Source organism: Hamadaea sp. NPDC051192, assembly GCF_040682475.1.
Taxonomy (GTDB): domain Bacteria; phylum Actinomycetota; class Actinomycetes; order Mycobacteriales; family Micromonosporaceae; genus Hamadaea; species Hamadaea flava.
Map to the genome: position 1 here is coordinate 20,743 of NZ_JBFBAZ010000099.1, position 9,129 is coordinate 29,871.

At 71.5% G+C, this 9,129-nt stretch carries 9 protein-coding genes; 4 read left to right on the top strand and 5 right to left on the bottom strand.

Annotated features, from left to right (window positions below):
- Positions 1-7 precede the first annotated feature (7 nt).
- From AB0M47_RS30640 to AB0M47_RS30650, 3 genes are all read right to left on the bottom strand, one after another.
- Positions 8-304: a DUF1905 domain-containing protein gene (locus AB0M47_RS30640; protein WP_363420168.1), complete on the bottom strand. Its 297-nt coding sequence runs from the start codon at positions 302-304 to the stop codon at positions 8-10.
- 133 nt (positions 305-437) lie between these two features.
- Positions 438-1,811, bottom strand: coding sequence for an MFS transporter (locus AB0M47_RS30645; RefSeq protein WP_363420170.1), 1,374 nt, complete (start codon positions 1,809-1,811; stop codon positions 438-440).
- Positions 1,808-2,164 (bottom strand): nuclear transport factor 2 family protein, encoded by a 357-nt coding sequence (locus AB0M47_RS30650; RefSeq protein WP_363420172.1) that lies wholly within the window; start codon positions 2,162-2,164, stop codon positions 1,808-1,810. The genes AB0M47_RS30645 and AB0M47_RS30650 overlap by 4 nt, the downstream gene beginning before the upstream one ends.
- Before the next feature lie 120 nt (positions 2,165-2,284).
- Here AB0M47_RS30650 and AB0M47_RS30655 point away from each other — a divergent pair, with 120 nt between their 5' ends.
- Entirely contained in the window at positions 2,285-4,873 is a 2,589-nt protein-coding gene (locus AB0M47_RS30655) for a LuxR family transcriptional regulator (protein ID WP_363420174.1), read from the top strand.
- A gap of 62 nt (positions 4,874-4,935) precedes the next feature.
- Here the strand turns inward: AB0M47_RS30655 and AB0M47_RS30660 are convergent, their stop codons facing one another.
- Both AB0M47_RS30660 and AB0M47_RS30665 read right to left on the bottom strand, forming a co-directional pair.
- The gene (locus AB0M47_RS30660; protein WP_363420176.1) at positions 4,936-5,208 is read right to left on the bottom strand and encodes a hypothetical protein; all 273 of its coding nucleotides are present in this window, start codon (positions 5,206-5,208) and stop codon (positions 4,936-4,938) included.
- 44 nt (positions 5,209-5,252) lie between these two features.
- Positions 5,253-6,632 (bottom strand): MFS transporter, encoded by a 1,380-nt coding sequence (locus tag AB0M47_RS30665; protein ID WP_363420177.1) that lies wholly within the window; start codon positions 6,630-6,632, stop codon positions 5,253-5,255.
- Between the two features lie 51 nt (positions 6,633-6,683).
- On the opposite strand from AB0M47_RS30665, the gene AB0M47_RS30670 reads away from it, so the two are divergent.
- The 3 genes from AB0M47_RS30670 to AB0M47_RS30680 form a co-directional block, all read left to right on the top strand.
- The gene (locus tag AB0M47_RS30670; RefSeq protein ID WP_363420179.1) at positions 6,684-7,319 is read left to right on the top strand and encodes a TetR family transcriptional regulator; all 636 of its coding nucleotides are present in this window, start codon (positions 6,684-6,686) and stop codon (positions 7,317-7,319) included.
- A 56-nt stretch (positions 7,320-7,375) separates the two neighbouring features.
- Positions 7,376-8,695: an NAD(P)-binding domain-containing protein gene (locus AB0M47_RS30675; protein ID WP_363420181.1), complete on the top strand. Its 1,320-nt coding sequence runs from the start codon at positions 7,376-7,378 to the stop codon at positions 8,693-8,695.
- A partial coding sequence (locus tag AB0M47_RS30680; RefSeq protein ID WP_363420183.1) for an SDR family oxidoreductase occupies positions 8,692-9,129 on the top strand: 438 nt, incomplete at its 3' end. The genes AB0M47_RS30675 and AB0M47_RS30680, both read left to right, overlap by 4 nt.

Below are 9,129 nucleotides of genomic sequence, written 5' to 3' on the forward strand. Positions count from 1 at the left end.
TTCGTTCTTACAGGACTTCCACGGAAACCTCGGCGACCTCGCCCGGGTGTAGTTCCTCGGCTCGGCGTACCGCCTTCTTGACCGGCAGCACGTAGCAGCCGCTCTTGCTGTCCGGGAAGATCGACGTCGCCCAGGTGCTCGACCCGATGGTCACCCGTACGCGTACCGCGCCGAAACCCCGCCGAGGACCCTCGGTGAGTTCCAGGATCTCCTGGGAGGCGTCGGCGGGCAGGCTCACGAACGTCCAGCTGTCCAGCTTCCGCGCGTCCCACAACCACAACTCGGCGTCGAACTGAACGATCACCCGTCCACGGTAGCGTGCGGCGCTGGATCAGGGTTCCGGGTCGAATCTTGAGGCAAGATTCGACCGAGAACCCTGATCCAGCGCTGAAAACGAGCGGGCGACGAAGGGCGAGCGCGCAGGGGGCAAGAGCCGGTCAGCGGCGGGGGAGGAGTTGGACCAGGCCGGCCAGGGCCAGCTCCAGGACGCACAGGGCGATCAGCCCGGCCTGGAATCCGCCGGTGTAGTCGGCGGCCTGGTAGAACACGATCCCGATCAGCGCCACGCCGACGGCGTTGCCGGTCTGGTTGACGGTGGACAGGACGCCGGACGCCGATCCGGCGTGCTCCGGTGCGACCTTCGCCAGGACGGTCGTGGTCAGCGGGGCCAACGCCAGGCCCATCCCGATGCCGTCGATCGTGAGGCCGGGCAGCAGCCAGCCGATCCCGTGCCCGGCAGCGACCGCCATCGAGGCCAGCCCGGCCACCATGATCAGTGCGCCGGCGGTCAGCACGTGCCGGCCCAGGCGGGCCGCGAACCGGTGGGCGTTGGTCGAGGTGAGCAGGTAGCCCGCGCCGATCGCCATGAACACCGTGCCGGACTCCAATGCGGACAGTCCCCGGCCGAACTGGAGGTAGAGCGCCAGGATCAGAAAGAACGAGGCCTGGCCCATCCAGAACAGCTGCACGGCGAGCAGTCCTTTGCCGAAGGCCGGCTGGCGGAACAGCCGCAGGTTCACCAGCGGGTGCGCCTGGCGACTCTGGTGTACGCCGAACGCCCCGAAAAGGACGGCCGAACCGGCCAGGCTGAGCCAGGTCCACAGCGGCCAGTCCTGCTCCGGACCCTGGATCAGCGGCAGGACCAGGGTGACGAGGGCGGCCGTGACGAGCAGGACGCCGACGAGGTCGAGCCGGCCGCCGACGGCCCGCGACTCGGGCAGCGTACGCAGCTTGACCAGGGCGGCGACGCCGATCGGCAGGTTGATCAGGAAGCACATCCGCCAGTCCAGCCCGAACAGGTCGGCCTTGATCAGCAGTCCGCCGATGACCTGGCCGAACACCGCGCCCAGCCCCAGCGTGAGGCCGTACCGGGCGAACGCCTTCGGCTGTGCCCACAACGGCACCGCCGTACGCAGAATGGCCAGCGTCTGCGGCATCATCAGCGCCGCTCCCAGCCCCTGCAACACTCGGGCGGCGACGAGGAACCCGGCGCTGGGGGCCAGTCCGCAGAGCACCGAGGCCGCGGTGAACAGGGCGAGGCCGAGGCCGAAGATCCGGCGGCGGCCGTAGAGGTCGCCCAGTCGGCTGCCGGTGATGAGCCCGGCCGCCAGCGCCAGCCCGTACCCGGCGACCACCCATTGCAGCGCAGCGGGTCCGGCCCGGAGGTCGAGTTGTACGGCGGGTAGGGCGACGTTGACGATGAAGAAGTCCAACGCCGTCATGAAGGTCGCGGTGAGGAGGACGGGCATCACCCCGCGCGGGGCGCTACCCCCGCGCGAAGTGACATCCGGCGACGTCAGGGTCGCGGTCACGCCGCACCTCCCGGAACCTTGTCGAGAAAGCCGAAGACCTTCGCGATCCGGCCGTCGGCCAGTTCGACGACGTCGAACCCGATGACGATCGGCTCGCCGTCCCGCGGCCCGAGGTGCCAGGTGAACCGGGCGATGTCGTGGTGGGCGTCGACCGCGCCGCCGAGCCGGAACTCCAGCCCCGCGAACTGGCCCTGCACCGCGGCCAGCAGCCCGTCGAGCTGCTCGTGCCCGGTGACGTCGGCCAGCGGGTCGGTGTAGCGGACGTCGGTGGTGAAGACCTCCGCGATCAGCTCCTTGCGAGCGACGGCGTCGGTGGCGTTCCACGTGGCGAGGTACTTCTGGATGATCTCCATGGGAGGGGTTCCTTTCGCATATCTGCTGGTGAGAAGAAACCTACGGAGATCGGGCCGCCCCGGAATCGGTATCGCTTAGGTAATCCGGCGCTGGGCGTACCAGTGTGTAGATTCGAACCCGTGTTGCACGGCCGGAGTCGCGAGCAAGACCAGGTGGAGCGATTGATCGCGGCGGCCCGTGACGGCGCGGGCGGCGCCCTCGTCCTGCGCGGCGGGCCGGGTATCGGCAAGACCGCGCTGCTGGAGTGGGCCGCGGAGCTACCGGTCGGGCGGGTTCTGCGGGGCAGCGGCGTCGAGTTCGAGGCCGAGCTGCCGTTCGCCGGGCTGAGCCAGCTGTTGCGCCCGGTACTGGATCGGCTGGATCGGCTGCCTGGTGCGCAACGGGCCGCGCTCGCCGCTGCGTTCGGCCTGGCACAGGGGGAGACCGCGGACCGTCTGCTGGTGGGATTCGGTGTGTTGTCGCTGCTCGCGGAGGCGGCCGACGACGGGCCGCTCCTCTGTCTCATCGACGATGCCCACTGGCTGGACGCGGTCTCGGCCGACGCGCTGCTCTTCGCGGCCCGCCGGTTGAGCGGCGAGGGCGTGGCCTTGCTGTTCGCCACCCGGGACGGTGGGTTCGCCGCGCCGGGCCTGCCCGAGCTGCGGCTTTCCGGTCTCGGTCCGGTCGACGCCGCGCGACTGCTCGACCCCGAGCTGGACCCCGTCGTCCGGTACAGCGTGCTCGCCGAGGCCGAGGGCAATCCGCTGGCGCTCCTGGAGCTGCCGAAGGTGGGGGATCAGGCGGCGGGTCGCCCGTTGCCCGAACGCCTCCAGGCCGCCTTCTCCGGCCAGGTCGCGGGACTCCCCGCGACCACCCGCGCGGTGCTGCTGGTCGCGGCGGCCGAGGACACCGGCGATCTCGCGGTGGTCCTGCCGGCGAGTCACGGCACGGCCGACGACCTCCGCCCGGCCGAGGCCGCGGGTCTCGTCGAGGTCGTGGGCACCCGGCTCCAGTTCAAGCACCCACTGGTACGCACAGCGGTGTATCACGGGGCGGCGTACTCCGATCGGCTGGCCGCCCATCGTGCGCTCGCCGCGGTTCTGACCACATCGGACTCAGCTGACCGGCGGGCCTGGCATCTCGCCGCTGCCGCGACCAGCCCGGACGACGAGGTCGCGGCGGCGCTCGAAGACACCGCCCGGCAGGCGCGGGACCGCAACGGTTACGGTGCCGCCGCTGCGGCGTACGAGCGGGCGGCGCAGTTGAGCCAGGCCCCGGCCGACCAGGCGCGACGGCTGCTGCTGGCGGCCGAGAACGGCATGCAGGCGGGCGCCCCGGCCAACGCCGTCACCCTGGCCGAGCGGGCCGCCGCGCTGGTGCCGGAGCCGGACTTCCTCGCCCAGGTCGGTTGGGTCGAAGGACGCGCCTGGTTCTGGCAGGGCAACTATCAGACGGCGTACGACCTGCTCACGGCGGCGGCGGGGTTCTCCGACGACCCCGGCCCGATCCTCCTGCAGGCCGTCCACCCCGCCTGGTATCTCGGCGAACCCGTGCTCTCGGAGTGCCTCGACCAGCTGGCGAAGCTCGACGATCCGCTCGCGCGATTCCAGGTCGCCTCGGTACGCGGGCGGCCCGCCTTCGTCGGCGGCATGCCCGACGCGGCGCCCCGGGACCTCGTGCAGATCTGCGGACTCGGCTTCGTCTCCGGCCAGGACGCCGAGGCGTACGAGCTGACTTCGGCGCTGATCGGGCGCTGCCGGGCCGAGGGCCTCGTCGGACTGCTGCCGACCCTGCTGTTCTTCCAGGCCGAAGCCGAGTTCTTCCACGGCCGCCACCGTGACGCCGACATCAGCGCGGCCGAAGGACTCGACGTCGCGCGCGACGGCGGTCAGCCCCTCTGGATCAGTCAGCTCTCCGCCCTGCGGGCCGTCCTCGCCGCCGTCGCGGGTGCGTCCGAGGACTGCCGTTCCCTGGCGGCGGAAGCGTCGGCGGCCGCCGCGCCGGGCTGCGAACCGGCCGGGCACACCTGGGCGCAGTGGGCGTTGGCGCTGCTCGACCTGGGCGAGGGCCGGCCCGAGGCGGCCGTACCCCGGCTGCTGTCCCTTCAGGACAACCCGTACGCCCACCAGGTGGCGGCGTACCGGTGTATCCCGGATCTGGTGGAGGCGGCGGTCCGCGCTGGTTCCCCGGCCGTTTCGCTGGACCGGTTCACGGAGTTCGCCGAGCGGGTGCAGCAACCGTGGGCCATGGCCCTCTTGCTGCGCTGTCAGGCCTTGCTCGGCGGCGACGAGGAGCTGTTCCAGCGGTCGCTGGCCCTCCCGGCCCGCCCGTTCGAGCAGGCCCGCACCGAGCTGCTCTACGGCGAGTGGCTCCGCCGGGCGCGCCGCAAAGCCGAAGCGCGTACCGTCCTGCACCGGGCGCTCGAAGTCTTCGACCGCCTCGGCGCCCACCCCTGGGCCGCCCGTACGCGTACCGAACTCGCCGCGACCGGACTGCCGACGTCGGAGCCCGTAGCCTCGGCGGTCGCCTCATTGACCCCGCAGGAACTCCAGATCGCCCGGCTCGCGGCGCAAGGTCTGTCCAACAAGGACATCGCGGCCCAGCTCTTCCTGAGCCCGAAGACGGTGGCCTATCACCTGTACAAGGCGTACCCGAAGCTAGGCGTCACCGCCCGCTCCGACCTCCCCGCCGTCCCCACGCTCCTCCCCGCCCACGCTCCTCCCCGTTGATCATGGAGTTAACTGTGGTCTCGACGGCGTGTCGAGGGTGCGAACTCCATGATCAACGCGACCTAGGCGCTCGGTTCGGCGTTGTAGCCGAGCGCCTCCCAGAGCGCGTCCGCGTTCAGGATCTCCAGCTCGGGATCGAGTTCGCCCAGGCGACGCAGCGACTCGTCGGGTGCGCCGTTGGCCTCGGCCCCCGCGCGGATCATCCGGGCGGTCATCGGCAGGGTGTCGAGGTCGACGTATCGGGACATCTCCTCCCGGGCGGCCCGGCGGGCGACCAGTTCCTCCGAGTCGGCGTCCGAGAGCTGATAGCTGTTATCGAGCGCTCCACTTGTCATGGTTAGTCCCATACCCCGGGGACGGCGTACGCGAACTTGAGCCGCTAGCCGAGCTGAGGCTTCTCGGCGGCAGCGGCAGCGGCAGCGGCGGCAGCGGCGCTGCGGAGCTGGCGGTCCAGGACGTAGCGCCGCTGGAGGAGGATGCTGCCGACCATGAGGACGGCGGGCACGAGCCCGAAGCCCAGCCGGATCATGTCGTGGGCGAACGCGGACTGCACGACTTCCTCATCCGCCGTGGAGCCGACGAAGCCGCCGATCGCGAGGCAGGCCGAGTAGACGTAGGGACCCAGCGCCCCGCCGGTCGCCTCCGCGGCGGTCCAGACGCCGAGGTACGAGCCGGCCTTGTCCGGGTCGGCCGCGCGTACGACGTCGGGGACCATCGAGAACGGCAGCAGTTGCATCGCGGCGAAGGCGATGCCGAGGACAGCCACGGCGGCGATCAGCACAGCGAGCCCCGCGGTACGCCCGAACGCCAGCACGACGCAGCCGCCGACGAAGGTCCCCTGCGCGATGAGGAGCCCGGACTGCTTGCCGATGCGGCGTACCAGGCGGACCCAGAACGGGGTGGCGATCAGGGCGGGCGCGACGAACGCCGCGACCAGCACGGTCGTCAGCTTCGGGCGGCCCAGCTCATAGGCGGCGTAGTAGGGGACGGCCGCGAGCACGAGGTGGCTGGTCGTCGACATCAGCAGGTAGCTCGCGACCAGCCAGCGGTACTGCTTGTCCCGCAACGCGTCCAGCAGCGCCCGGAGGCCGGGTGCATGACCGGCGCCGGTCACCGGTGACGGGGCCTGCTCGGTCAGCCGCCGCACTCCGCGTACGCCGATGAACATCGTCGCCAGCATGCCGACGCCGAGCGCTGCGCCCATGGCGGCGTACCCGAAGGTGTTCTGGATGATCGGCGCGAGTACGCCGCTGAGCAGGATGCCGAGGGTGAGCACGACCATGCGGAAGCCCATCAGGCGGGTCCGCTCGTCGTAGCCGATCGTGAGGTCGGCCGGGGTCGACAGGTAGGGCACCTGGTAGAGCGCGAACGCGAAGTTGCCGAGGACGAACGCGGCCGTCACCCAGAGCGCGGCCGACCAGCCCGTGAGGCCGCCGGGGACCGCGAAGAGCACCGCGAACGCGACCGGCAGCGCGCATCCGAACAGCATGAGCCGGCGGCGATGCCCGTGGCGACGCCGGTCGGCGTCGGACAGCCGGCCCACCCAGGGGTGCAGGAGCACGTCGAGGATCTTCGGCAGCAGCAGCGCGAGACCCGCCACCGTCGGGCTGACCGCCAGCACGTCGGTCAGGAAGAAGAGCAGGAGCAGGCCGGGCACGGTGACCCAGATGCCCATGCCGAGGGAGCCGGTGGCGAAGCCGGCCAGGCTCGGGCGGGACAACTGGTGCAGGGCGGGCTGGGTCATGAGGGACTCCGGCATAGTGGGCTCCATTATCCAACGATTGACGGATTGTAGGGCACAATGGCGGGCATGACCATGGAGCGCAGACGCGGGCCGGGCCGCCCGCGACGGGCCGAGCAACGGGACACCCACGCGGCGATCATGGCGGCCGCGACCGGCCTGTTCGCCCGGCGCGCGTACGACTCGGTGAGTCTGCGGGAGGTGGCCGCGGCGGCCGGCGTCGACGTGGCGACCGTGCACCACCACGCCGGCACGAAAGCGGATCTCTACCAGGCCTGTTTCGCCCGCGTCTTCGCGGCCGAGTCCGAGGCGCTGGCCGGTGCGGTCGCGTCCGCGCACGAAGGGCTGCGGTCCGGCCCGGAGGAGGCGTTCGCCCGCCTGCACGCGCTGCTCGACGTGTTCGTCGACTTCCTGGAGCGGGTGCCTGAGACCACCGCCCTCTGGCTGCGCCGCTGGTCGGAACCGGAGCTGCACGCGGAGCTGGACGACGCGTACTCGTTGCCGCTGTATCAGGCCGTCGAGGAGGTGCTGATCGCGGCCACCGACCTCGGGCTGCTCGCCGAGCCGTCGCCCCGCATCGCCGTCCGCAGCCTCGTCTGGTCGGTGCACGCACACGTGGTGAGCCCGTCCGCCCGCGGCGACGAGCGCATCGAGTTCCGGGCGTTCGTGCACCGCTGGCTGGATCGGATGTACCGGGTGGGTTGACGCTCGGCCACCGGCCCGGGCATTATCCAACCACCGTTGGATAAAGGAGGTCGACCATGCAGGTCGCGGTGATCGGGGCCGGCCCGTCCGGGTTGGCGACGCTCAAGGCGCTCACCGATCAAGGCGTACCGGCGCGGTGTTTCGACCCCGGTGACCGGGTCGGCGGACTCTGGGTGCTCGGCGGGCCGCACTCGTCGGCGTACCGGACGCTGCATCTCAACACCAGCCGCACGCGTACGGAGTTCGCCGACTATCCGATGCCCGCCGACTGGCCGGACTACCCCGACCACTCCCGCATCGCGGGCTACCTCGGCGACTATGCCGAGACCTTCGGGCTCGCCGACCGCGTCAGCCTGCGGCACACGGTCGAGCGCGTGGTCCGCGCGGGGACCGGCTGGGACGTCACGGTCCGTGGGCCACTCGGCACGACGACCCAGCGGTACGCGGCCGTCGTCGTCGCCAACGGCCACAACAGCACCCCACATGTGCCCGGCTATCCGGGTACGCCGACGCTGGAGCACCTGCACAGCCACGACTACCGCGACCCCGCTCAGCTGGCCGGAAGGCGGGTGCTGGTCGTCGGCGGCGGGAACTCGGCGATGGACATCGTGGTCGACGCCTCCCACGTCGCCACGTCGACCCTGCTGTCGCTCCGGCGGGGCGTCTGGATCGTGCCGAAGCACCTGCTCGGACGGCCGTCCGACACGCTCAACGGCGCGCTGGCCAAACGGCTGCCGTGGCGTACGCGGCAACGCATCAGCGAGACGATGCTGAAGCTGACCGTCGGCAAGCCGAGCAAGTACGGGCTGCCCGATCCGACTCACGGCTTCCTCCAGGATCACCCGACGTTGTCCGACGGACTGCTGTCCCGGATCACGCACGGGGAGATCGGCGTACGCCCCGGCATCGAGCGCGTCGACGGCACGACGGTGACCTTCGCCGACGGGCGGCAGGACGAGGCCGACCTGATCGTCTGGTGCACCGGATACCGCGTCGACCTGCCGTTCCTCGACCCCGCGCTGCTCGGCGACGGTGCCGACCGGCTGCCCCTCTACCGTCGTGTGTTCCACCTCGACGCACCGGGCCTGATGTTCGTCGGCCTGATGCAGTCGACCGGGGCGGCGCTGCCCATCGTGGAGGCGCAGGCCCGCCTGGTCGCCGCCCACCTCGCCGGCCGGTACGCGCTGCCGGCCGCGGACGAGCAGCGCGCCGATTGCGCTGCGCAGCTAGCTGCCGCCCGGGACCGCTGGGGCGAGCGGCGTCCGGCCATGCGCATCGACTTCGACGCGTACCTGGCGTTGGCGGCCAGGGAACTGGCCGAAGGCACCCGCCGCGCCGCCGCCGGACGCGGTGTCACCTGGAAGGAATCCGCATGACCTCGCTCTCCGGACGCCGTGTGCTCATCACCGGCGCGGCCGGCACCTTCGGCCGACTGCTCTGCGCGCGGTTCACCGCCGCCGGCGCTCGGGTCGTCGGCCTCGATCTGGCCTCGGGCACGGCTGACGGCGTACAAATTCATGGATGTGATCTGACGGACGGCGATGCCGCAGCCGCGGCCGTCGACCGAGCCGTCGCGGATCTCGGCGGCCTGGATCTGTTGATCAACAACGCCGGGGTCGGCGGCCCGGCGCCGGCCGAGTACGCCCCCAGCGCGGCGGCGCGGCAGCAGCTCGAAGTGAACCTGATCGCGGCCTGGAACACCACGGCCGCCGCCATCCCGGCGCTGGAGGCGACCCGAGGCCGGGTGATCTTCGTGTCCAGCTGGATGGCGGTCCTGCCGCTGCCGCTGGCCGCCGCCTACGTGGAGCCC